Raw genomic sequence first — 22,112 nt, forward strand, 5'->3', positions numbered from 1 at the left:
CGCCCCGGGCCGCCGGCCTCCGCAGGGTGGTCACGGTCGTATGCCGGGTGCGGGCCGCCGATGGCCGATCGCGCAGTTCCCCGCGCCCCCAGGGCGACGCCGCCCCAGCGCCCCGGGCCGCCGGCCTCCGCAGGGTGGTCACGGTCGTATGCCGGGTGCGGGCCGCCGATGGCCGATCGCGCAGTTCCCCGCGCCCCCAGGGCGCTGCGCACCACCCCGCCCCCCGGTGGCCCCCGCACCGTCACGCCGGATACGGTTCCCCACATGGCCGATTACCTCGACGACCTCCGCCTCGCCCACGTCCTCGCGGACGCGGCAGACGCGGCTACGATGGACCGCTTCAAGGCACTCGACCTCAAGGTCGAGACCAAGCCGGACATGACCCCGGTGAGCGAAGCGGACAAGGCCGCCGAGGAACTGATCCGCGGCCAGTTGCAGCGCGCCCGCCCGAGGGACGCGATCCTCGGCGAGGAGTACGGCCTGGAGGGCACCGGCCCCCGCCGCTGGGTGATCGACCCGATCGACGGCACCAAGAACTACGTCCGCGGCGTCCCCGTCTGGGCGACCCTGATCTCCCTGATGGAGGCCGCCGAGGGCGGCTACCAGCCCGTCGTGGGCCTGGTCTCCGCCCCCGCCCTCGGCCGCCGCTGGTGGGCCGCGAAGGGCCACGGCGCGTACACCGGCCGCAGCCTGGCCTCCGCCACCCGTATCCACGTCTCGGGCGTCTCCGGCCTCGCGGACGCCTCGTTCGCGTACTCCTCGCTCTCCGGCTGGGAGGAGCAGGGCCGCCTCGACGGCTTCCTGGACCTCACCCGCGAGGTCTGGCGCACGCGCGCGTACGGCGACTTCTGGCCGTACATGATGGTCGCCGAGGGCTCGGTGGACATCTGCGCCGAACCGGAACTCTCGCTCTGGGACATGGCGGCCAACGCGATCGTGGTGACGGAGGCCGGCGGCACGTTCACCGGACTCGACGGCCGGCCCGGCCCGCACAGCGGCAACGCGGCCGCGTCCAACGGTCTGCTGCACGACGAACTGCTGGGGTATCTCGACCCGCGCGGATAAGAACTCGAGCCGCGCGGACAGGAAGCGGAGTATCCGCCACGCGCCGTCAAACGGCCGCGTGCGCCCCCTTGTTGACCCGTTCTTGACCTGCCACCCTGAAAGTCCCCCCATTTGTGAACTTGTGAATCGATGAACAAGGGGCGGGACACTCCAGGAGGTGGCTCAAGCCCATGCTCGTCCGTGACGCCATGAGCACGATGGTCCTCACCATCGGCCCCAACCACACCCTTCGTCAGGCCGCCGCTCTCATGTCCGCCCGCCGGGTGGGCGCGGCCGTGGTGCTCGACCCCGATGCCGACGGCATCGGCATCCTGACCGAACGCGACGTCCTCAACTCCCTCGGCCTGGGCCAGAACCCGGACACCGAACGCGCCCACGACCACACGACCACCGACGTCGTCTTCGCCGCACCGGCCTGGACGCTGGAGGAGGCGGCCCGAGCCATGACACACGGCGGCTTCCGCCATCTGATCGTGCTCGACGAGGACGGCCCGGCCGGCATCGTCTCGGTCCGCGACATCATCCGCTGCTGGGTACCGGCCCGGCAGCAGGTCCCCGCCTGACCCGTCCCGTCCACCCGTACGGCCAGAACGGGCCGGGCCTCCACGAGGAGGTCCGGCCCGCCCCGGCACCGAGCGGCGGTGGCGTCAGCCGCGCAGGGCCTCGACCGCGGCGCGGAGCCGCTTGCCGAAGTCCTCGTCCGCCATGCGGAAGTCGCCGATCGCCCGCTCGACGATGTCGTCGCGCGTGACGCCGGCCATCGCGCCCGCCAGGTTCGCGACCAGCCGCTCCCGCTCGCCCTCGGCCATCAGCCGGTAGGGCGTGCCCGCCTGGACGAAGTCGTCGTCCTCGGCGCGCACGGGAGCCGGATGGTCGCCGGTGGCGCCGCTCACCGTGACCGGCCGCCCCAGCGGACGTCCGGTCTGCCGCCGGCCGCCGAAGCTGTTCGGCCCGTAGTTCTTCGCGTCGTCGTGGCGGCCGTCGTACAGATACCCGTCACGGGAGTTGGGGCGCGCCTCGGTGGCGTGCGGACGGTTCACCGGCAGGTGGTCGGCGTTGATGCCGATGCGGTAGCGGTGGACGTCGCCGTACGCGAACAGCCGTCCCTGGAGCGTCTCGTCGGGCGACGGACCGATGCCCGGCACGAGGCGGGCGGGCGAGAAGACGCTCTGCTCGACCTCGGCGAAGACGTTGCGCGGATTGCGGTCGAGCTCCAGCCTGCCGATCTCGACGGGCGGGTGGTCCTCGTGCGGCCACACCTTGGTGAGGTCGAACGGGTTGAAGCGGTACGTCGCCGCGTCCGCCGCGGGCATGATCCGCACCCGCGCGGTCCAGCTCGGGTACTCCCCGCGCTCGATCGCCCGGCGCAGGTCGTGCTGGTGCGAGTCGGGCCGCCGGCACCGGCGGTCTCGCCGTTCCGGTTGTCGGTCACCGGGGCACCGGCCTCGGTCGTAAGCGGTCCCTGAGTCACGTGGGTCTCCTGCGCCATGTCGCGCTTGTCCTGCCCCTTGACCAAAGCCGTTCCCGATCCCATATTGGACTAAGTCCAAGTCAGGTAATGCTCTAACTTCACACCCGGTCGCGACCTGGTCCGTCTAGCTGTTAGGCTGATTCCATGAGCGACCTTCTTGAGCGGCTGCGCGGACGCGGATGGCGGATGACCGCGCAGCGTCGTGTCGTGGCCGAGGTCCTGGACGGCGAGCACGTCCATCTGACGGCCGACGAGGTCCACGCGCGCGCGGTGACACGGCTGCCGGAGATCTCCCGGGCGACCGTCTACAACACGCTGGGCGAGCTGGTCACCCTCGGTGAGGTGCTGGAGGTCTCGACCGACCGCCGCGCCAAGCGGTACGACCCCAACGCGCACCGTCCGCACCACCACCTGGTCTGCGCCCGGTGCGGCGCGATCCGGGACGTCCACCCCTCGGGCAACCCGCTCGCCGACCTCCCCGACACCGAGCGCTTCGGCTTCACGGTCTCGGACGTCGAGGTCACGTACCGGGGCGTGTGCCCGGACTGCGCCAAGGCGTGACGCTCACCACCACCGCCGCATGAGAAAAGGCCCCCGGCTCCGGGGGCCTTTTCTCATGTGCGTACGCCGCACACAGGCTCAGCAAACACCGAGGGCCGGAACCCTTTCGGATTCCGGCCCTCGGCCTTCAGTAGCGGGGACAGGATTTGAACCTGCGACCTCTGGGTTATGAGCCCAGCGAGCTACCGAGCTGCTCCACCCCGCGTCGGTGAACAGAACACTACGTCAGGGCCGCACACAGAAGCAAATCCATTCCATGGAGGCACGCAGGACCCACCGCCACCGCGGGCATGCGTGCCGCCAGGGACGGCACGGCAGCGCCGTAGACCCTGACGCCGGTGGGCGAGTGCGGGCCGCGGCGGGCTGGTCGCGCTGTTCCCCGCGCCCCGCCGCCGCGGGCATGCGTGCCGTCAAGGGCGGCACGGGTGGGCGCTGGGGGTCCCCCCTCCGGGGGAGGCACCTCGCACCACCGAGCTGGGCACCGCCTTCAGGGGCGGCGCGGCGGCATCGTAGGCCCTGACGCCGGTGGGCGGGCGCGGGCCGCGGCGGGCTGTTCGCGCCGTTCCCCGCGCCCCCGAAAGGGCGCTTCAGGAACCCCCGGCCCATGAAGACCTACGCCGAGAGTTCCTCGCGCAGGGCGTCCCGCAACCGCGCCGCCCGCTCCGCGACCTCCGCGGGTCCGAGGGACACCGCACGGTCGGCCCACCGCTGCCCCTCCGCGAGCTCACCGCGACGCGCATAGACGAGGGCCAGCCGCAACGCCGCCCGGCCATGACCGGCGTCAGCCGCCCGCGTCCACCACACCGCAGCCTCCGGCTCACTGCCCTCCCGCGCCAGCAGCAGCCCGAGGTTGAACGCCCCGTTCCGGGACCCGGCCTCCGCCGCGGACCGGTACCACCGCGCCGCCTCGACGACATCGCCCCGCGCCGCGGCCAGCATCCCGACCCGCACCTGGGCCCGCCGATGCCCCTGGGAGGCGGCCCGCTCGTACCACTCCTCGCACTCCGACCGCTCCCGCACCGGCTCCCCGAGCTCATGCGCGGACACGGGCGGCCGACGCGCGTCCAGCAGCGCGGCCAGCCGATAGGCACCCTCCGCGCTGCCCCCGCCCGCGGCGCACCGCAGATGCCGCTCGGCCTCCTGCTCCTCACCGTCACGCAGCCGCGCGATCCCGACCTGGAGCGCGGCCTCGGTGTGCCCGGCGGCCGCCGCCCGCTCGTACCAGCGAAGGGCCGTCACGTCCTCGCCCCGCCCGGCGTAGAGGATGCCGAGATTGAACGCGGCGTCCACGCTGCCGGCCTCCGCGGCCTTGGAGAACCACGGCTCCGCGCCCGTCTGGTCACTGCCCTGGAGCAGCAGGACGGCCAGCGCGTTGGCGGCCTCCCGGTGCCCGGCGTAGGCCGCCCGCCGGTACCACTGCTCGGCCTGCGGGACGCGGCCCTGCTCGGCGCAGAGCAGCCCGAGGTTGTACGCCCCGTTCACATCGCCCGCGTCCATCGCGGCCCGGTACCACCGCTCGGCCGTCTGCGGCTCACCCCGCTCGGCGTGCAGCGCGCCCAGCGCGTTCGCCGCGTTGCCGTCGCCGTCCTGCGCGGCGCGCAGCCACCACACGGCGGCGCTCTCGGTGTCCCCGGCGTCGCGCAGCAGGAAGCCCAGCGCGCAGGCGGCCCGTGCCTCGCCGTCCTTGGCGGAGGTCAGGTACCAGCGCCCCGCCTCCTTCAGGTCACCGCGCCGCTCGAGGATCGCGCCGAGGTGCAGCGCGGCCCGTCGGTGCCCGCGCGCGGCGGCCTGCCGGTACCACTGCTCGGCCTCCTCCGCGCAGACCCCGGACACCTCGGAACCGCCGGGCTCACCGGAGACACCCGTCATGACACCGTTGTCGGACCCGGCTTCCCCCTCGGGCGCCGCCTTGCGGTCGAGCGCCCTGGCCAGGCGGTATGCCGCCTCCCGGTGCCCGCGCTCGGCGGCGGCGCGAAGCCACCGCTCGGCACCGGCGTCCCCGCGGTGCTCGAGCAGATCGGCGAGCGCGTAGGCACCGAGGGCGTGGTCCTGCTCGGCGGCCTGGCGCAGCCAGTACTCGGCGGCGGGTTCGTCGCCGCGCTCACGGTGGTGTCGGCCCAGCGCGTGCGCGGCGGGCGCGGACCCGGCGACGGCGGCGATCCGCCACCATCCGGCGGCCTCGTCGGCGTAGCCGCGCTGATGCAGCAGGACACCGAGGTTGTTGGCCGCGGCGCGGTCGCCGGCGGCGGTCGCGGCACGCAGATGGGGCTCGGCTCCGTCGAGGTCACCGCGGCGCAGCAGCATGGCCCCGAGGACGCTCATCGCCTCGACGTCCCCCGCCTCCGCGGCGATCAGGTGCTGCGCCTCCTCCGCCGCGTCGCCCGTTTCGTCCCGGTCCGGGCTGGGTTCCACGCGGCCGGAAGGCTGCACAAATCGCCCTGTCTCCAACAGAGTTGCCTTGTCCCCCATAACGTCCATCGTCGCACCACCTGCAACCTGGGTACACCCGGTATACCGCAGCCCGTGAGGTCACTTCAGCGTTTTGTCGACATGCCCACAGAGAGACAAGTCAAACACAGTTCGCCCAACTCCCCACGGCGGCGCGACGATCCCCCGGCACCTGCACATGCGTTCGCACACCACGAAGGCCCGGATCCTGTATCGGATCCGGGCCTTCGCCCGTCGACGTCATACCGTCGACTTCAGTAGCGGGGACAGGATTTGAACCTGCGACCTCTGGGTTATGAGCCCAGCGAGCTACCGAGCTGCTCCACCCCGCGTCGTTGTGGTGCAACCGTATCACGACGCGGGACGGGCTCTTCCCTCAATGCCCTGCTCAGCCGCTTGGACTGCTCGTGGGCTTCGGACTGCCCGCCGGGCTGGGACTGCCGGAGGGCTTGGGGCTGCCGGTCGGGCTCGGGCTGCTCGTGGCGCCGCCGCCGGCCTTGGACTGGGCCTCCTCGGCGCGCTTGAGGGCCGCCTCCAGATCCGCCTGCGCCTTGCCGTACGCCTCCCAGTCGCCGTTCTTGAGGGCTTCCTGACCCTCGTCGAAGGCCTTCTGGGCGTCGTTCAGCGCCTGCTGGACCGTCGGGTTCTTCGACGTCGGCGGCTGCCCGGTGTCGTCACCGCCCTCGTCCGGCGGCTCGGGCGTCGAACCCTCCGCGCCGAACACCTTGTTGAGGGCCGCGTCGAGCGTGTCCTCGAAGGCCGTCTGGCCGCCGTAGGTCACCAGCACCTTGCGCAGCAGCGGGTACTTCAGTCCGCCACCGCGTACGTAGACGGGTTCGACGTAGAGCAGTCCGCCGTCCAGCGGCACCGTCAGCAGGTTGCCGTACTCGACCTCGGAGTCGCCGCCTCTCAGCAGCCTGATCGACTCGGCGATGTCCTGTTCGGAGTTGAACTGGCTCTGCACCTGCTTCGGTCCGTCGACCGTGGTGCTCGTCGGCAGTTTCAGGATTCTGATCTTGCCGTAGTCGCCGGTGCCGGCCTCGGCGTCGACCGCCATGAACGCACTGAGGTTGTCGCGCCCGTTGGGCGTGAACGTCGTCGTCAGCGAGAACGCCTGCGCCTGCTGGTCCGGCATCTTCATGCTGAGGTAGTACGGCGGAACCGCGTTGCCCGACTTGTTGGTCGGGTCGTCCGGCACCTGCCACACCTCGCTGCCGCTGAGGAAGGTGTCGGCGTCCTTGACGTGGTAGCGGGCGAGCAGTTCGCGCTGGACCTTGAACAGATCCTGCGGGTACCGCAGATGCGCCATCAGGTCCTGCGAGATGGCGGTCTTGGGCTCGACCGTGTCGGGGAACGCCTTCATCCAGGTCTTCAGGACCGGGTCCTCGGTGTCCCACTGGTAGAGCTTGACCTCGCCGGTGTACGCGTCGACGGTCGCCTTCACCGAGTTGCGGATGTAGTTGACCTGGTTCTGCTGCGCCACCACCGCGCGCGAGTTGTTCGTCGCGGTCAGCGAGTCGGCCGTGGTGTCACCGAGCGTCGTACGCGAGGCGTACGGGTAGCCGTTGGTGGTGGTGTAGGCGTCGACGATCCACTGGATCTTGCCGCCCACGACCGCCGGGTAGGCGTCGCCGTCGATGGTCAGCCACGGGGCGACGGCCTCGACACGGTCCTTCGGCGTGCGGTTGTAGAGGATGCGCGAACCCTCGCCGATGGCCCCGGAGTACAGGATCTGCGGCTCGCTGAACGCCACCGCGTACGCGGCCCGGTTGAGCGGGTTGGAGAGGTTGACGCCGCTCTTGGCCTTGTAGCTGTACGTCTTCTCGCCGCTGTCGTCGGAGTAGTCGATCTCCTTCTGGGGACCGCCGACGATCGAGTACGTGTTGGTCTTCTCGCCGTAGTACACGCGCTGCTCGTACGTGCCGAGGTCGCCCTTGGAGGGCAGGTCGGACTCGGTGAAGACCGGGCGGCCGTCGACGTCGGCGGTGGTGCCCTTGGCGGCGACCACGCCGTAGCCGTGCGTGTAGCGGAAGTGGTTGTTGATCCAGTTCTGCTTGTCCACGCCGCTCAGGTTCAGCTCACGCAGACCGATGACCGTGTCCTGGTCGGTGCCCTTGTCGTTGTAGCGGTCGACGTCCAGGTTGGTCGGGAACGCGTAGTACTTACGCATCTGCTGGAGCTGCTGGAACGTCGGCGAGACGATGTTCGGGTCCATGATGCGGATGCTGGCCGTGGCGTCGACGTCGTCGCGCAGCTTGGACTGGTCCGCGGTGTTGCCCTTGCCCGAGTAGTCCGTGACCTGGGCGCCGTCGATGCCGTACGCCTCACGCGTCGCCTTGAGGTTCTTCTCGACGTAGGGCGCTTCCTTGGCCTGCTCGTTCGGCTGGACCTGGAACTTCTGGACGATCGCCGGGTACAGGCCGCCGATGAGGATCGCCGACAGGACCATCAGGCCGAAGCCGATCACCGGCAGCTGCCAGGTGCGCCGCCACAGGGTGGCGAAGAACAGCAGCGCGCAGATGACCGCGATGCAGAACAGGATCGTCTTGGCCGGCAGATAGGCGTTCGCGTCGACGTAGCGCAGGCCGGTCCAGTTGTCCGTGGCCTTGAAGTCGCTGGACTTCACCGCCAGGCCGTACCGGTCGAGCCAGTACGCGACGGCCTTCAGGGCGACGAACACGCCCAGCAGCACCGAGAGATGGCCGGTGGCCGCGGCCGTGGCGCGCGCTCCCGGGCTGGTGATGCGCAGCCCGCCGTACAGGTAGTGGGTCAGCGTGGCGGCGATCAGGGAGAGGATCGTCGCGGCGAAGCCGAAGCCCAGCAGGAAGCGGTACCAGGGCAGGTCGAAGGCGTAGAACGACACGTCGAGGTGGAACTGCGGGTCCTTCGTGCCGAAGGAGACGCCGTTGACCCACATCAGCCAGGTCCGCCACTGGCCGGAGGCGGACGCTCCGGCGATCAGGCCCACCAGGGCGGTGACCGCGAGCAGCAGCCACTTCTTGTAGGGCGCGATCCCCATCCGGTAGCGGTCCAGGCTCTGCTGCTCCATGGACATGGCGCTCAGCGGCGGGCGCAGCCGGTGGGCCAGCCAGATGTTGAAGCCGACCGCGAGAGCCATCAGCAGGCCGAAGACGAAGAACAGCCCGATCTTGGTCGACAGCGTGGTGGTGAAGACGGACGAGTAGTTGACCGACCGGTACCAGAGCCAGTCCGTCCAGAAGCCCGCGAACATGGTGAACGTCATGCCGAGCACGGCAAGGACGCCCAGTGTCATGAGCAGGGTCCGGACACGCCGGGACGGGCGGCCCACTCTGATCCGTGGCCCCGTCGGGCCTCCGCCGCGGTCCGGCATCTGGAAAGCCAAGGTGCGCACCTCGAAGTTCGCTGTTGGTCGGTCAGGCCCCCGGGTCGGATGGCCGTCGGTCGGGCCCCGTGATCGTAGGCCCACACCTATGCAACTTACTCACGCTTTACTCGGTTCCCGATTCAGGTCACGAACCAGGCAGGATTGTGACCATGTCCAACACACCCATGGCGGCGAGCCCGCTCACCCGGGCCGTACTCGAGATCGACGAGTACGCCTCCGGCCTCGGCTGGGACCAGCCGGCCCGCCTCTTCGCCCTTGTAGACACCACGCGGCTGCGGACCCAGGAGCCCGCGCTGGCGCAGCAGCTCGGCCTCGGGGACGAGCCGGAGACCACCGGTCTCACCCCGATCGAGCAGGACGAGATTCCAACGGACAAGGCGCTCGACGAGTTCCTCGGCACCATCGCCTGGCCCGACGCCGTGGCCGGCTGCGCGCTCACCGTGGAGCGGCTGATGCTGCCCCCGTCCGCGGAGGCCCAGGTTCCGGACAATCTCGGCGAGGCCCAGCTGGCGAAGTGGGTGGCAGGCCACCCCGAGCGCCAGGAGGTCCGGATGACGGTCGCGGTGCTGCGTGACGGCTCACGCGACTCGGCGCTGCGGCTGCGCGAGAAGGACACCCCGACCGAGGTGCTGACCGGGCCCGATCTGGTGCCGGGGCTCGCGGAGGCACTCGCGGCGACGTTCGAGGACTGAGCGCGGGCCGTCGTACGCCGCGCCGCGGCGGAAGGACGCCGGGGGCGCCCCTGTTTCAGGGGCGCCCCCGGCGTTGTCCGTCCGCGGTCAGCCGGTCGTGCACTCCGGCAGGGCGTCGGTGTCGCCGGAGCGGATGTCCTCCAGGGCGTCCAGGGCGTCGCCGATGGTGTCCACCTTCACCAGGGTCAGCCCCGAGGGGACGTCCTTGGCGGCCGAGGCGCAGTTGTCGGCGGGCGTCAGGAAGTACTTCGCGCCCTTGTCGCGGGCGCCCACCGTCTTCATCTCGATGCCACCGATCGGACCGACCTTGCCGTCGTCGTCGATGGTGCCGGTGCCCGCCACGAACCGGCCGCCGGTGAGACTGCCCGGCGTCAGCTTGTCGTAGATGCCGAGCGCGAACATGAGGCCGGCGCTGGGGCCGCCGACGTCGGCGAGCTTGATGTCGATGGCGAACGGGAAGGTGTGGTCGGTCCCGGCGGAGATGCCGACGATCGCGCGCTTCTCGCCGTCGTCGGCGGAGGTCGCCGTGGTGATCGTGACCTTCTTGGTCTCCGTCGGCGTCCGCTTCTCCTTCTCCGCGGCGGCCTGCTCCTTGGCGGGCACGATGGTGAAGACCACGTCCTCGCCCGCCTTGTGCCTGGTCACCAGTTCCGCCACGTCGCCCGGCTGCTTCACCGCCGTACCGTCCACCGCCTTGATCACGTCACCGGCGTGCAGCGCCCCCTCGGCCGGCGAGTCCTTCACGACCGTCGCGACGACCACCCAGGACTTCACCAGGACGTCCAGCTCCTTCAGGGCGGCGACCTTGGCGCTCTCCTGGGACTGGCTGAACTCCTCCGCGTTCTCCTGGGTCGACTGCTCCTCGGTCTTGCCGTCCGGGTAGAGCGTGTCGTGCGGCACGACCTTGTTGTCGTGCGCGAGCCAGCCGTAGACCGCCTCGACCAGGTTCATGCGGTAGTCGGCGCTGGTGACGCGGACGGTGGTCATGTTGAGGTTGCCGGTCGTCGGGTAGGTCTTGCGGCCCGAGATCTGCAGCACCGGCTCGCCGTCGTGATCGCCGAGGGTGTTCACCGTGGGACCCGGGGACATCTCCGAGTACGGCACTTTGATGAGCACTCCCGCACACAGGAGCGCGATCAGCATCAGGGTCGAGGCGAGCATCGTCGCGGTGCGGCGTGGCATGCCAAGACAGTACGTGACGAGCCTGTCGGAGCACCGTCAGGGCCGCGGTCAGCCGCCCGTGTGGGACTTCTCCATGGCCGCGCGGAAGCGGGCGTACCCGTCGAGCTCGGGGCCGTCACTGCGTGTTCTGCGGGTCCGGTTGGCCCAGCTGCCCCACAGGCTGGCGCCGATCGCGGCCACCAGCGGAATCAGCAACCAGGCGAGTGCCGCCATGCCGACCTCCCAACCCCACACCCGTGCGCGACTTACCGATCAGCAGATTAATCTTCCGCACTGACAACGCTCACGGCAGGGGTGGGGTTACGCAACCGGGGATCCACCGGGTGACAGGAGTCACGGGGCTCAGCAGGCCCCGACCCACTCCTCGGTGCCGTCGGAGAACTTCTGGTGCTTCCAGATCGGCACCTCGTGCTTGAGATCGTCGATCAGCTTCCGGCACGCCTCGAAGGCCTCGCCGCGGTGCGGGCAGGACACGGCGACGACCACGGCGAGGTCGCCGACCTGGAGGTCGCCGACGCGGTGCACGGCGGCGAGGGCGCGTACGGGGTACTCGGCCGCGACCTTCTCGGCGATCCTGCGCATCTCCGCCTCCGCGGAGGGGTGGCAGGAATAGCCCAGCTCGTCCACGTCCGCGCCGCCGTCGTGGTTGCGCACGGTTCCCACGAACAGGGCCGTGCCGCCGGCCGCGGCGTCGCCCACCGCGGCGAAGACCTCGTCCACGGAGAGCGGGGTCTGCCTGATGCCGATCAGCTTGATGGGGTCCTGGGCGGACTGCTCGCCGGGGTGGTCGTTCATGGCTGCCATGCGTCCATCGTGCCCCACGGGGGTGGGGGGCGTGAATGCGGCTATCCGCTGGGGGGTGGGTGGGGGGGTTGGAGGTACGTACGGGAGGGGGTTGTGGGGGTGGGGTGTGGGTGTGTGCGGGTGGTGGAGGCGGTCGCGCAGTTTCCCGCGCCCCTTGGGGGTGGCCTGGGGCGGTGGGTGGGTGCGAGTTGTCGCGGGGTGTCCGCGCCGTTCCCCGCGCCCCTTGAGGGGTGCCCGGGGCTATGGGTGGGTGCGGGTTGTCGCGGGGTGTCCGCGCCGTTCCCCGCGCCCCTTGAAGGGGGCCGCGGCCGTGGGTGGGTGCGGGATGTGGTGGGGTGTCCGCCCCGTTCCCCGCGCCTCTTGGGGTGGGTCAGATTCTGCGGCGGGCCTTTCGGGCCCGGCGTACGACCGCTGCCGCGCCCAGGAGGGCGACCGTCGCGCCCGCCGCGCCCGCGGCTGTCGCGTCCTTGCGGCCCAGTCGGCGGCCGGCGACGGTGTGGCGGCCGGACACCTCCTCCAGCAGCTCGGCGAGGACCTCCTCGTTGGTCCACTGCGGCCGCCACCCGGCGTCGTGCAGCCGGCTGCCGCTCACCACCCAGGGGTACATCGTGTACGCGAGGTCACCGGCGGGCGACGGCGTGAGGCCGATGCGGTGCAGCCGGGCCGCGGCGCCCAGGGCGACCGCCGACGGCAGCTCCATGCGCCGGATGCCGCTGAGCTCCTCGACCTCCTCCTGCTCCAGCCAGCCGTCGCAGCCGACGGCGAGCTCCCCGTCCGCCTTCTCCAGGACGGTGTACTCCAGGGCGCTGCACAGATCCTCGACGTGGCAGAACTGCCAGACCGGCCGCGACCCGGCCACCACGAGCAGCCGCGGCGACTCGAAGTACCTGGTCAGCGCGGTGTCCGTGCCGCCGACCAGGATCGCGGGGCGTACGACGGTGACGTTCAGGCCGGGGTGCGCGCGGGGCGCGCGGCGCGCGAGCCGCTCGATCTCCAGCAGGTCCCCGACACCGGTCGCCTCCGCGGTGGCCCGCAGCTCGGCGTCCTCGGACAGCGGCAGCTCGTTGTCCTCAAGGGCGCCGTAGACCATCGAGGAGGTGCACAGCACGACCCGGTGCACCCCCGCCGCCGCGGCCGCGGTCAGCACGGTCTGCGTACCGCGCACGTTGTACGCCGTCCGGGCGGCCGGGTCCGTCTCCAGGTCCAGGTCGAGCGCCAGGTGCACCACCACGTCGGCGCCCCGCAGCTTGTCCGCGATCGCCGGGTCGCGCACGTCGAGGATGTGCCACTGGGCCTCCGCGCACGGCCCGCGCCGCTCGTCGATGGCGATGACCTGCTTGATCTCCTCCGACGCGGCGAGCCGCTCGGTCAGCATGGCGCCCACGCCGGACGCGGCGCCGGTGACCGCGACGACGGGCCCGCGCGCGGCGGGAGAGGTTGAGAGGTTTCGCGCTGCGCGAACCTGCGGGTCTGGGGAACTCACCGGGTGTCTCCAGCGGTTGTCTTCAATACGGGCGCGAGTGACGCGTCGTACCAGCTGGCATCCATCCTGCCGCAGGCCTTCTGTCGGCGAAGCACCGAGGCCCCAACCGCCCGCGGTGTCTACGCTGGGTGGTGTTGTCGGGCAGTCGTGCCGTCGGGAAAGAACCGATGGCCTTACCAGCCGAGGAATCCCGTGAGTGACACCCCATTCGGATTCGGCCTTCCGCCGGAGGAGCCGGAGGACGGCGACGAGGGCGAGAAGAAGGACCAGCAGAGCGGTGGTGGTCAGGGACCGGCCAACCCGTTCGGTTTCGGGCTGCCCGGAGCCGGAGGCATGGGCGGCGCGGACAATCCGCTCGCTGCCATGTTCGGTTCGCTGAACCCCACCGACCTGGGGGCCGCGTTCCAGCAGCTGGGCCAGATGCTCTCCTACGAGGGCGGCCCGGTGAACTGGGACATGGCCAAGCAGATCGCCCGTCAGACGGTCTCCCAGGGGACTTCGGACGGCGTGAAGGACGCGAGCGTCGGCCCCGCCGAGCGGACCGCGGTCGAGGAGGCCGTGCGTCTGGCGGACCTGTGGCTGGACGACGCCACCTCGCTGCCGTCCGGCGCGGGCACCGCCCTGGCGTGGAGCCGTGCCGAATGGGTCGAGGCCACCCTGCCCGCCTGGAAGGAGCTGGTCGACCCGGTCGCCGAGCGCGTCGGCGGTGCCATGGGCGACATCCTGCCGGAGGAGATGCAGGCCATGGCCGGCCCGCTGATCGGCATGATGCGCTCGATGGGCGGCGCGATGTTCGGCACCCAGATCGGACAGGCCGTGGGCGTGCTGGCGGGCGAGGTCGTCGGTTCGACCGATGTCGGCCTGCCGCTCGGCCCGGCCGGCAAGGCCGCGCTGCTGCCGGTGAACATCGAGGCGTTCGGCAAGGACCTGGGCGTCCCTAAGGAGGAGGTGCGGCTGTATCTCGCCCTGCGCGAGGCCGCCCACCAGCGTCTCTTCGCGCACGTGCCGTGGCTGCGCTCGCACCTGTTCGGCGCGGTGGAGGGTTACGCGCGCGGGATCAAGGTCGACACCGCCAAGCTGGAGGACGTGGTCGGCCAGTTCGACCCGCAGAACCCCGAGGAGCTCCAGCAGGCGCTCCAGCAGGGCATGTTCCAGCCGGAGGACACGCCGGAGCAGAAGGCCGCGCTGGCCCGCCTTGAGACGGCTCTGGCGCTGGTGGAGGGCTGGGTGGACGCGGTGGTGCACGCCGCCGCCAAGCCGCGTCTGTCGTCCGCCGACGCGCTGCGCGAGACCCTGCGCCGGCGCCGCGCCACCGGCGGTCCGGCCGAGCAGACGTTCGCCACGCTGATCGGCCTGGAGCTGCGCCCGCGTCGGCTGCGCGACGCGTCCCGCCTGTGGGCGTCCCTGACGGACGCGCGCGGGGTGGACGGCCGTGACGCCCTGTGGGCCCACCCGGACATGCTGCCCACGGCCTCCGATCTGGACGACCCGGACGGCTTCGTGCACCGCGAGCACCTGGACTTCTCCGAGCTGGACAAGATGCTCGGCGAGGCTGCGGGCGGCTCCGCCGGGAAGCCGGACCTGCGCAAGAAGGACGACGACAGCGAGAGCGACGACAGCAAGGGCGACGACACCGAGTGAGCCTGTACGACGACGCGGTCCTCGTGCTGAAGGGCTACGAGGACCAGCCGGAGCTGTGCCAGGCCTACCTGGACCAGCTCGCCGCCCACCCGGACGGCATGTGGAAGGCCTGCGAGGCGGGCCACCTCACCGCAAGCGCCCTGGTGATCGATCCCTCGCGCGGACGCGTGCTGCTGACCCTGCACAAGAAGCTCGGCATGTGGCTCCAGATGGGCGGGCACTGCGAGCCGGGTGACCCGACCGTGGAGGCCGCCGCCCTGCGCGAGGCCACCGAGGAGTCGGGCATAGCGGGCCTGACGCTGCTGCCGGGCGGCCCGGTGCGCCTGGACCGGCACCCCATCCCGCCGCCCTGCAACTGGCACTTCGACGTCCAGTACGCCGCGCTGGCCCCGGCCGGGGCTGCCGAGACGATCAGTGACGAGTCGCTCGACCTGCGCTGGTTCGCGTACGACGAGGTGGCCGGTGTGGCGGACGGCTCGGTGGTCCAGCTGCTCGAGGCGACCCGCGCCCGGTTGTGAACCCGTAGAACGAACGTAGGACGAAGGCAGGACGACGAACGCCCGGCCGGGAACGCGTAAGGGGTGGCCTCCCGGAGGCCACCCCTTACGTCTGTTCTCCGGACGGTCAGCTCCAGACGTTGCCCTGGTTCTGGCCGCGGGCCCCCTGCTGGCCCATGCCGTACTGGGCGGCGAGGCCCTGGCCGATCTGGGCGTTCTGCGGCGGCAGCAGCTCGCTGGGCTGGACCAGGGCGTAGCCGCTGCCCATGAAGCTGAGCTCCCAGCCCTCACCCGTGTTGCCGCGCCGGCGCCACACGCCCGATGAGTGCGTCTGGGCCTGCATCTGCACCCGCAGCGAGGTAGACCAGGCGACGATCGCGTCGGCGTCGCAGTTGACGTACTTGTCCGGGGTGACCTGCATGAGCAGCGGGGCACCGGAGGTCATCAGGGCGACCTTGCCGCGGCCCGTGATGTTGAGCTGGTACTTCCCGGAGCCGGAGATGCCGTACTGGCTGTCGACGGCGATCACCTCGTGGTGCAGGCTGGAGTCCATCGCCAGCACATAGCTGGAGTCGACGGTGAGCCCGTCCTGGTCCACGTCCATGAGGTGGACGTGCTGCTTGAGGTTGGCGAGGTAGACCGTGCCCTGCCCGTGGCAGCGCATCAGGTCCAGGCCCTCGCCCGTGTGGGCGCGCGACCGGCGCTGGCTGTTGTTCTCGAACTCGGCGTCGAACTCGACCATGCCCTGGTAGGCGACCATCGTGCCCTTGCGGGCGAGGATGTCGTCGTGGCCCTCCAGGGTCACGCGGAGCATCTGCTTGTTCTGCAGCGCCCAGCGGTCCTGGGTCTGCTGGTCGTTGTAGGCGAAAAGCGGACTCTGCATGGTGGTGCTCCCCCTCAGCCCCGGAACCGGAGACGGTCGGTGCTGTCCTCGCTGGGCTGGACGACGACGATGCCCTGGCCGGAGAAGGCCATCTGGTAGGCCTCGCCGCTGCCCCGGCCGATCAGCGACTGCGCCTTGAAGCTGCGCTTGCCCTTGACCTTGAGGTTGGGCGACCAGGCCACGAGCGCGTCCGGGTCGACGTACGTCTCGTCCTCGCCGCCGCCGCAGTCGACGACGATCGGCTTGCCGCGCGAGGTCAGGGCGACCCAGCCCTGGCCGGAGATCTTGGTGTTCCACAGGCCCTGGCCCGCGAACTTCGCCAGCCCCTTGACCCGCTCCACGCCCCAGGTCAGGTGCGCGTCGAAGGCCAGCAGGTTGGTGGCGTTGACGGAGATCCCGTCGCCGTTGAGGTTGATCACGACCACGTTGGCGCCGTAGTCGGCCAGGTAGAGCAGACCGTCGCCGGAGCACTTCATCAGCGGCGCGCCCTCACCGGTCGCCCAGTCGCGGGCGACCTGGCGGACGGCGGGCGGGTTGGGCTCGTACTGCACGAAGCCCTCGTAGGCGACCATCGAGCCCACACGCGCGAGGAGGTCGTGCCCGGTCTGCATGGCGACCTTCAGCATGTGGTTGCCGTGGTTCTCCATGCGGGCGGTCACCGGCGCGGGAGCGAAGCCCGCGAGCGGCTGGTTCATGTCGGGCTCTCCCTCAGATCTCGTACGGCTGGACGACGATGAAGTTGCCGGGCGCGCCCCGGAACTGCAGGTTGGTGCTCTCGCCGGTGTCGCCGGGGTAGGCGTTGCGGCGCATACGGACCTGGCTGGAGACGACCACCTGGGCGGCGGCGGACCAGGCGACGACCGCGTTGCAGTCGGCGAACGTCGTCGGGGTGACCGGCAGGACGACGGGTGTGCCGTGGGTCTTGACGATGATCGTGCCGGTGCCGGTGAACTGCATCGTGAACAGCGCGCCGCCGGGGATGCCGTGTCCCTCGATGCGGCGGACCTCGTGCTGGAGGCTCTCGTCGAAGGCGAGGACGTTCTCCGCGGAGACGCAGATGCCGTCGCCCTGGAGCTCGATGGGGTGCAGCATCGTGGAGTTCTCGGCGAAGAAGACCTGGCCCTGGCCGGTGCAGCGCATCAGCTGCATCTCCTGGCCGGTCGCGTTGCCGGTGATCCTGCCCGCGAAGCCCGCGCCCTTGTAGCTGAAGTCCACCTTGCCCTGGTACAGGACCATGCTGCCCTGGCGGGCGAGCACCGGCTGGCCGCCGATGCCGAGGTCGACGCGGACCATCTTCTTGTTCTGCGGCGTCCAGCGCTGGCCGGTCGGCGTCTCCCGGAACTGCTGGAGCGCGCCCGCCACACCGGGGGCTCCCTGCGGGACGCCCTGGGGGGCTCCGTAGGGCGCCTGCTGGCCGGCGACGGGGGCCTGCCCGTAGCCGGGGGGCTGCTGGCCGTAGCCGGGCGGCTGCGGCGGCTGGCCGTAGCCCGGCGGCGGGGGCGGGGTCTGGCCGGGCATCGGCTGGCCGTACCCGGGCTGGGGCGGCTGGCCGTAGGGCTGCTGCGGCTGGGGCGGCTGGCCGTAGGGCGCCGGGGGCGGCGGCGGAACGGTGCCGCCGGGCGGGGTGTGCAGGGGCGCGACGATGGTCGGCGCGGTGTGCACCTGGGGGGCCGGCGCCGGAGGCGGCGTGGCTCCGGGCGGCGGCGCGAAGCCCTGCGCGGCGGGCTGGGGAGCCGGTGCCGGGGGCGCGGTGGGGGCGCCGAAGGAGGGCTGCGGGGCGGGGGCGGGAGCGGCCGGCGCGCCGAACGCGGGCGGTGCGAAGCCGGGTGTGGCGCCCTGGGCCGGGGGCGCCTGCGGTGCGGGCGTCTCCTCCTCCATCACCTCGCCGCCGAAGTTCTTCAGCAGCGCCTCGAGGCCGCCGTCGAAGCCCTGACCGACGGCGGCGAACCGCCAGACGTCCTTCAGGTAGAAGTCACCCAGCATCACGGCGCGCTCGGTGGAGAACTCCGAGCCGTTGAAGGCGTAGCGCGCCACCTCCTCGCCGCCCGCGACGATGCGCAGATAGCCGGGGGCGACCTGCGACATCTGGCCGGCGCCGTCGATGGTCGCCGTGAAGGCGAGCTTGTGGATGTTCGCCGGGATGCGGTCGAGCGTGATCCGGAAGGACTCCGTGTCGCCCGCCTGGGCGCCGAGGAGCTGGATCGACTCCTCGGGGGACTTCGGCTGGTTGAAGAAGACGAAGTACCGGTCGTCCGAGAGCCGCTCGTCGGCGTCCAGACCGAAGCAGCTGATGTCGAAGGTCAGTCCGGGGCCGGAGATCTGCACGCCTACGTACAGATCCGTGCCCGCGGTGAGGTCACTGATCCTGGCCTTGTGGCCGCGTTGGAATTCCCTGGCCATGCGTAACGACCGTCCCCCATCCCGAAGTGAGTGCGTCGCGCCAGGCTAACGGCAAACTCGGACAGCGCACGATGTCGGTACAGACCCGGTACACAACCGCAGCGCACGTCCGACCTCCCGCGCGCGGCGGGTCAATCTCCGCGCGCGCCCGGCAGATGGGGCAGCCGGTCGGCCGCGACGACTCCTTCGAGATAGCCGCGGGCCCGCTCGGTGCGCGGATAGGCCTCCAGCAGCCGCCAGAAGCCGGGGCCGTGGCCGGGCACGAGCAGATGGGCGAGTTCGTGCAGCAGGACGTAGTCGACGACGTACTCGGGCATCCCCTGGAGCCGGTGCGACAGACGGATGCTGCCCTCGGCGGGGGTGCACGAGCCCCAGCGGGTGTTCTGGTTGGTGACCCAGCGCACCGAGGCGGGCCGGGCGCGCCCCTGGAAGTACTGTGCCGACAGCCGCGCGGCGCGTTCGGCGAGTTCGTGGTCGCCGAGGACCCGGCGGCTCTCCTGGGCGGCCAGTTTGTCGAGCATGACGCCCACCCAGCGTCGCTCCTCCGCCTCGGACATCCGGGCGGGGATGAGCACGACGGTGCGATCACCCTCGCGGTACGCGGAGACCGTCCTTCGTCTGCGGGTACTCCTGCGGACCTCGATCGCGCTCGTCCCCGAGCCGCCGGGCGGCTGGCTCGTCGTGCGGCGCTGTGGCGTTCCGGCGCTTTGCAGGGGGTCGGCGGGCACGCCCCGACGTTACCCGCTGCACACGGGGGAAGTCCCGACTCCGGACCGTTTCCGCGGAGATCCCGCGTCCGGCGCTTGACGCACCGAGCGGATGTGTACGACGAGCTGCTCGTACGACAACTCTCCGTCACCTGTGGACAACTTTCGGGGCGCTCGGAGCGGGCCCGGCATGCTGGCATTCGCCGACGGGGCGGGCAGACCCCACGCTCCCGCTCCGCCGGTTCCACCGAACGTTTCCGGGGCTACGGGGGCCTGTCATGCATCCGATGGTGAAACCCGCGCTGCGGCGCGGCTGGCGCGACCTGAACACCGTGCAGTTCGGCATGACGCCGGCGCACGCGATGACGCTGGGTCCCATGGACACGGCGTCGGGGAGCTTCCTGGACCTCCTCGACGGCACCCGCGGGCTGCCGCTGCTGCGCGAGGAGGGCGGCCGTATGGACCTGGCCGACGGCCAGGTGGACGCCCTGGTCCAGGGCCTGGCGCGAGCGGGGGTGCTCGACGACTCCCAGGGCGGCGGACCGGCCGCCGACGCGCTGCGCGCCAAGCGGGAGGTCCTCGACCGGCTGCGGCCCGATCTGGCCTCGCTGTCGCTGACCACGTCCGCGCCCGGTGAGGCCATGGGGCTGCTCGCCGCCCGCGGCGCCCTGCGGGTGCGGGTCCTGGGAGCGGGCCGGGTGGGCGCGCTGGTCGCCTCGCTACTGTCCGGAGCGGGCGTAGGCGAGGTGGAGGTGCGTGACGTCGGCACGGTCGAGCCGGGGGACGTCTCCCCGGGCGGTCTGCCCGCCGACATGGTCGGTGAGCGCAGGGAGGAGGCCGCCCGGCGTGCCGTGCGCGAGGCCGCGCCGGGCCGCCCGCCGCGCCGTGGCCCCCGTTCTCCCCTCCAGGAGCCCGAGCGGGGTCTGTCCCTGGTGATCATCGCCCCCCGCGACGACGCCGCCGTCCACGCGCCCCTTCCGTCCGCCACGGAGTCCCTGCTGGCCTCGGGCATTCCGCATCTGTACGCCGGTGTGGTGGAGGCGACGGGTGTCGTCGGCCCGCTGGTGCTGCCCGGCGCCACCGGCTGCGCCGGATGTCTGCACCGCACCCGCACCGACCGGGACCCGACCTGGCCCCGGCTGGTCGCCCAGTGGCACTCGGGCCGGCCCCGCCGGGCACCCGCCTGCGATCTGTCGCTGGCCACCACCGTCGCGGGCCTGGCCGCGGCCCACGCGCTGGCCTTCCTGGACGGCCGGACCCCGTCCAGCGCGGGGGCCCGCTGGGAGGCCTCGCTGCCCACGCTCCACTGGCACGCGCGCCCCGTCCTGGCGCACCCGGAATGCCCGTGCGGGGCCGGCACACGCGAAACAGACCGTGCTGACGGCGAAGGTAATGAGGAACACACCTCGGAGACCGGGGGTCGGCACGAGAGAATGGCAGTGCGACGGTCGTCAACGGAGTCGGACCGAACGACGGGCGTGGCACGGCCGGTCGGCATTTGGAGGGCGCATGTCTGATCTTCCCCGGAAAGCGGTCACCCGGACCGCCAAACTCGCCGCGCTTCCGCTCGGCTTCGCCGGACGGGCCACCTGGGGGCTGGGCAAGCGGATCGTCGGCGAGTCCGCGGAGATCGTCGGCCGCGAACTTCAGCAGCGCACCGCGGAGCAGTTGTTCAAGGTGCTCGGCGAGCTCAAGGGCGGCGCGATGAAGTTCGGGCAGGCACTGTCCGTCTTCGAGTCGGCGCTGCCCGAGGAGATCGCGGGCCCCTACCGGGCGGCCCTGACCAAGCTCCAGGAGGCGGCGCCGCCGATGCCGACACGCACCGTGCACGCGGTGCTCGGGGAGCGGCTGGGCGAGGACTGGCGCGAGCTGTTCCTGGAGTTCGAGGACAAGCCGGCCGCCGCCGCCTCGATCGGCCAGGTGCACCGGGCTGTGTGGCACGACGGCCGTGAGGTCGCGGTCAAGGTCCAGTACCCGGGCGCCGGAGAGGCCCTGCTCTCGGACCTGACCCAACTGAGCCGTTTCGCCCGCCTGTTGGGGCCGCTCGTGCCGGGCATGGACATCAAGCCGCTGATCACGGAGCTGCGCGACCGGGTCACCGAGGAGCTCGACTACGCCCTGGAGGCCCAGGCCCAGCAGGCGCACGCCGCGGAGTTCGCGGACGACCCGGACGTGGTCGTGCCCGCGGTGGTCCACCAGTGCGACCAGATCCTGGTCACCGAGTGGATCGAGGGCGTCCCGCTGTCGGAGATCATCTCCGACGGCACCGAGGAGCAGCGCGACCGGGCCGGGCAGCTGCTGGCCCGTTTCCTGTTCTCCGGCCCGGCCCGCACCGGCCTGCTGCACGCCGACCCGCATCCCGGCAACTTCCGTCTGCTGCCCGGCGGCCCCGAGGGCGAGGACGACTGGCGTCTCGGCGTGCTCGACTTCGGCACCGTCGACCGGCTCCCCGGCGGGCTGCCCTCCCCGATCGGGCACTCGCTGCGGATGACCCTGGACGGCGAGGCGGAGGCGGTCTACGAGCTGCTGTGCACCGAGGGGTTCGTCAAGGAGTCGATCGACCTCGAACCCGACGCGGTCCTCGACTATCTGCTGCCGATCATCGAGCCGGCCCGCGTGGAGGAGTTCACCTTCACCCGTGGCTGGATGCGCAGCCAGGCCGCCCGGGTCGCCGACCCCCGCTCCCCCGCCCACCAGCTGGGCCGCCGGCTCAACCTGCCGCCGGCCTACCTGCTGATACACCGCGTGACCCTGAGCACCATCGGTGTGCTGTGCCAGCTGGGCGCGACGGTACGGCTGCGGGAGGAACTGGCGGAGTGGCTGCCGGGGTTCGTGGAGGACTTCGACGAGGCCGCTCTGGAGGAGGACTGCCCCGAGGACGACGAGGAGGCGGCGGTGGCAGAGGCCTGAG

At 71.6% G+C, this 22,112-nt stretch carries 18 protein-coding genes, 2 tRNA genes and 1 pseudogene; 8 read left to right on the forward strand and 13 right to left on the reverse strand.

Going from position 1 to position 22,112, the window contains the following annotated elements; all coding sequences use genetic code 11:
• Positions 1-264 precede the first annotated feature (264 nt).
• Positions 265-1,065, forward strand: a complete 801-nt coding sequence (gene hisN, locus ACFYR0_RS32515) for a histidinol-phosphatase (RefSeq protein WP_386378859.1) — start codon at positions 265-267, stop codon at positions 1,063-1,065.
• A gap of 170 nt (positions 1,066-1,235) precedes the next feature.
• The gene (locus tag ACFYR0_RS32520; RefSeq protein ID WP_389336196.1) at positions 1,236-1,628 is read left to right on the forward strand and encodes a cyclic nucleotide-binding/CBS domain-containing protein; all 393 of its coding nucleotides are present in this window, start codon (positions 1,236-1,238) and stop codon (positions 1,626-1,628) included.
• Between the two features lie 84 nt (positions 1,629-1,712).
• Here ACFYR0_RS32520 and ACFYR0_RS32525 read toward each other — a convergent pair.
• Positions 1,713-2,456, reverse strand: a pseudogene (locus ACFYR0_RS32525) (catalase); the annotation flags it as partial.
• A gap of 224 nt (positions 2,457-2,680) precedes the next feature.
• On the opposite strand from ACFYR0_RS32525, the gene ACFYR0_RS32530 reads away from it, so the two are divergent.
• Entirely contained in the window at positions 2,681-3,097 is a 417-nt protein-coding gene (locus tag ACFYR0_RS32530; protein WP_356686356.1) for a Fur family transcriptional regulator, read from the forward strand.
• Positions 3,098-3,228: 131 nt separating this feature from the next.
• On the opposite strand, the gene ACFYR0_RS32535 is transcribed toward ACFYR0_RS32530, so the two are convergent.
• The 4 genes from ACFYR0_RS32535 to ACFYR0_RS32550 form a co-directional block, all read right to left on the reverse strand.
• Positions 3,229-3,302: transfer RNA gene (locus ACFYR0_RS32535), tRNA-Met, on the reverse strand.
• Between the two features lie 407 nt (positions 3,303-3,709).
• The gene (locus tag ACFYR0_RS32540) at positions 3,710-5,575 is read right to left on the reverse strand and encodes a tetratricopeptide repeat protein (protein ID WP_389336199.1); all 1,866 of its coding nucleotides are present in this window, start codon (positions 5,573-5,575) and stop codon (positions 3,710-3,712) included.
• A gap of 228 nt (positions 5,576-5,803) precedes the next feature.
• A tRNA-Met gene (locus ACFYR0_RS32545) sits at positions 5,804-5,877 on the reverse strand.
• Positions 5,878-5,933: 56 nt separating this feature from the next.
• On the reverse strand, positions 5,934-8,897 hold the full coding sequence (locus ACFYR0_RS32550) for a UPF0182 family protein (protein ID WP_389336301.1): 2,964 nt from the start codon (positions 8,895-8,897) through the stop codon (positions 5,934-5,936).
• A 164-nt stretch (positions 8,898-9,061) separates the two neighbouring features.
• Between ACFYR0_RS32550 and ACFYR0_RS32555 the strand changes: the two genes are divergently transcribed.
• Positions 9,062-9,604, forward strand: a complete 543-nt coding sequence (locus tag ACFYR0_RS32555; protein WP_389336202.1) for a PPA1309 family protein — start codon at positions 9,062-9,064, stop codon at positions 9,602-9,604.
• An 87-nt stretch (positions 9,605-9,691) separates the two neighbouring features.
• Here ACFYR0_RS32555 and ACFYR0_RS32560 read toward each other — a convergent pair whose 3' ends face one another.
• From ACFYR0_RS32560 to ACFYR0_RS32575, 4 genes are all read right to left on the reverse strand, one after another.
• Entirely contained in the window at positions 9,692-10,786 is a 1,095-nt protein-coding gene (locus tag ACFYR0_RS32560; protein ID WP_389336205.1) for a PDZ domain-containing protein, read from the reverse strand.
• A 48-nt stretch (positions 10,787-10,834) separates the two neighbouring features.
• Positions 10,835-10,999, reverse strand: a complete 165-nt coding sequence (locus tag ACFYR0_RS32565) for a hypothetical protein (RefSeq protein WP_389336208.1) — start codon at positions 10,997-10,999, stop codon at positions 10,835-10,837.
• A 129-nt stretch (positions 11,000-11,128) separates the two neighbouring features.
• Positions 11,129-11,590, reverse strand: coding sequence for a molybdenum cofactor biosynthesis protein MoaE (locus ACFYR0_RS32570; RefSeq protein ID WP_389336211.1), 462 nt, complete (start codon positions 11,588-11,590; stop codon positions 11,129-11,131).
• Between the two features lie 370 nt (positions 11,591-11,960).
• Positions 11,961-13,073, reverse strand: coding sequence for an SDR family oxidoreductase (locus ACFYR0_RS32575; protein ID WP_389336214.1), 1,113 nt, complete (start codon positions 13,071-13,073; stop codon positions 11,961-11,963).
• Between the two features lie 192 nt (positions 13,074-13,265).
• Here ACFYR0_RS32575 and ACFYR0_RS32580 point away from each other — a divergent pair, with 192 nt between their 5' ends.
• Both ACFYR0_RS32580 and ACFYR0_RS32585 read left to right on the forward strand, forming a co-directional pair.
• Entirely contained in the window at positions 13,266-14,714 is a 1,449-nt protein-coding gene (locus ACFYR0_RS32580; protein ID WP_389336217.1) for a zinc-dependent metalloprotease, read from the forward strand.
• A complete protein-coding gene (locus ACFYR0_RS32585; RefSeq protein ID WP_389336220.1) occupies positions 14,711-15,232 on the forward strand; it encodes an NUDIX hydrolase in 522 nt (173 codons plus the stop codon). The genes ACFYR0_RS32580 and ACFYR0_RS32585 overlap by 4 nt, the downstream gene beginning before the upstream one ends.
• A gap of 106 nt (positions 15,233-15,338) precedes the next feature.
• Here ACFYR0_RS32585 and ACFYR0_RS32590 read toward each other — a convergent pair whose 3' ends face one another.
• The 4 genes from ACFYR0_RS32590 to ACFYR0_RS32605 all read right to left on the reverse strand — a co-directional run bounded on the left by ACFYR0_RS32590 (position 15,339) and on the right by ACFYR0_RS32605 (position 19,222).
• The gene (locus tag ACFYR0_RS32590) at positions 15,339-16,094 is read right to left on the reverse strand and encodes an AIM24 family protein (RefSeq protein WP_389336223.1); all 756 of its coding nucleotides are present in this window, start codon (positions 16,092-16,094) and stop codon (positions 15,339-15,341) included.
• Between the two features lie 14 nt (positions 16,095-16,108).
• Positions 16,109-16,789 (reverse strand): AIM24 family protein, encoded by a 681-nt coding sequence (locus ACFYR0_RS32595; RefSeq protein WP_386378874.1) that lies wholly within the window; start codon positions 16,787-16,789, stop codon positions 16,109-16,111.
• Between the two features lie 13 nt (positions 16,790-16,802).
• Complete coding sequence (locus tag ACFYR0_RS32600; protein ID WP_389336227.1) at positions 16,803-18,494, reverse strand: TerD family protein; 1,692 nt, start codon at positions 18,492-18,494, stop codon at positions 16,803-16,805.
• A 131-nt stretch (positions 18,495-18,625) separates the two neighbouring features.
• Complete coding sequence (locus tag ACFYR0_RS32605) at positions 18,626-19,222, reverse strand: M48 family metallopeptidase (protein ID WP_389336230.1); 597 nt, start codon at positions 19,220-19,222, stop codon at positions 18,626-18,628.
• A gap of 257 nt (positions 19,223-19,479) precedes the next feature.
• On the opposite strand from ACFYR0_RS32605, the gene ACFYR0_RS32610 reads away from it, so the two are divergent.
• On the forward strand, positions 19,480-20,718 hold the full coding sequence (locus ACFYR0_RS32610) for a TOMM precursor leader peptide-binding protein (protein ID WP_389336233.1): 1,239 nt from the start codon (positions 19,480-19,482) through the stop codon (positions 20,716-20,718).
• A complete protein-coding gene (locus ACFYR0_RS32615; protein ID WP_389336236.1) occupies positions 20,711-22,111 on the forward strand; it encodes an ABC1 kinase family protein in 1,401 nt (466 codons plus the stop codon). The genes ACFYR0_RS32610 and ACFYR0_RS32615 overlap by 8 nt, the downstream gene beginning before the upstream one ends.
• The last annotated feature ends 1 nt before the right edge of the window (position 22,112 follow it).

Origin of the sequence: Streptomyces sp. NPDC005017 (genome assembly GCF_042873115.1) — a bacterium.
GTDB lineage: Bacteria > Actinomycetota > Actinomycetes > Streptomycetales > Streptomycetaceae > Streptomyces.

Bases quoted from the DNA above. Each gene is read 5' to 3' on its own strand.
- ACFYR0_RS32555 (WP_389336202.1), top strand. From the start codon at position 9,062: ATGTCCAACACACCCATGGCGGCGAGCCCGCTCACCCGGGCCGTACTC.
- ACFYR0_RS32560 (WP_389336205.1), bottom strand. From the start codon at position 10,786: ATGCCACGCCGCACCGCGACGATGCTCGCCTCGACCCTGATGCTGATC.
- ACFYR0_RS32600 (WP_389336227.1), bottom strand. From the start codon at position 18,494: ATGGCCAGGGAATTCCAACGCGGCCACAAGGCCAGGATCAGTGACCTC.
- hisN (WP_386378859.1), top strand. From the start codon at position 265: ATGGCCGATTACCTCGACGACCTCCGCCTCGCCCACGTCCTCGCGGAC.
- ACFYR0_RS32615 (WP_389336236.1), top strand. From the start codon at position 20,711: ATGTCTGATCTTCCCCGGAAAGCGGTCACCCGGACCGCCAAACTCGCC.
- ACFYR0_RS32595 (WP_386378874.1), bottom strand. From the start codon at position 16,789: ATGAACCAGCCGCTCGCGGGCTTCGCTCCCGCGCCGGTGACCGCCCGC.
- ACFYR0_RS32540 (WP_389336199.1), bottom strand. From the start codon at position 5,575: ATGGACGTTATGGGGGACAAGGCAACTCTGTTGGAGACAGGGCGATTT.
- ACFYR0_RS32565 (WP_389336208.1), bottom strand. From the start codon at position 10,999: ATGGCGGCACTCGCCTGGTTGCTGATTCCGCTGGTGGCCGCGATCGGC.
- ACFYR0_RS32610 (WP_389336233.1), top strand. From the start codon at position 19,480: ATGCATCCGATGGTGAAACCCGCGCTGCGGCGCGGCTGGCGCGACCTG.
- ACFYR0_RS32590 (WP_389336223.1), bottom strand. From the start codon at position 16,094: ATGCAGAGTCCGCTTTTCGCCTACAACGACCAGCAGACCCAGGACCGC.
- ACFYR0_RS32520 (WP_389336196.1), top strand. From the start codon at position 1,236: ATGCTCGTCCGTGACGCCATGAGCACGATGGTCCTCACCATCGGCCCC.
- ACFYR0_RS32550 (WP_389336301.1), bottom strand. From the start codon at position 8,897: ATGCCGGACCGCGGCGGAGGCCCGACGGGGCCACGGATCAGAGTGGGC.
- ACFYR0_RS32530 (WP_356686356.1), top strand. From the start codon at position 2,681: ATGAGCGACCTTCTTGAGCGGCTGCGCGGACGCGGATGGCGGATGACC.
- ACFYR0_RS32570 (WP_389336211.1), bottom strand. From the start codon at position 11,590: ATGGCAGCCATGAACGACCACCCCGGCGAGCAGTCCGCCCAGGACCCC.